The sequence below is a fragment of the Flavobacterium sp. FlaQc-49 genome (assembly GCF_044005985.1).
GTDB classification, from domain to species: Bacteria; Bacteroidota; Bacteroidia; order Flavobacteriales; family Flavobacteriaceae; genus Flavobacterium; species Flavobacterium cupriresistens.
In genome coordinates, this window is sequence record NZ_JBIPCS010000042.1 from 1 (window position 1) to 333 (window position 333).

The 333-nt window shown below is 31.2% G+C and carries 1 tRNA gene; it reads left to right on the top strand.

The features are described from left to right. Positions 1-51: 51 nt before the first annotated feature. Positions 52-125 (top strand) — tRNA-Ala (locus ACHRV3_RS23005). Positions 126-333 lie beyond the last annotated feature (208 nt).

Here is a 333-nt window from a genome sequence, read left to right on the forward strand (position 1 = left end):
GAAGAATTAAGAAATCTAAAATCTGAATTCTACAATCTAAGATTGCAAAATGGGGGATTAGCTCAGCTGGCTAGAGCGCCTGCCTTGCACGCAGGAGGTCAACGGTTCGACTCCGTTATTCTCCACTATCTAAGGAAGATAGAATATAGAAAAAAGAAAATAGACTTGGTCTATACTCTTGTCTCTATGTTATTTATTCTAAAAGAAAAAGTTCATTGACATATTGAGATAAGAAATAATAAAAAGTAGAAAGCGTTTTTTGTTATAAGTAGTAATACAGATAATAAAAAACAAAAAAAAACGGTCATAATTGATTTTATGATTGGTACAATA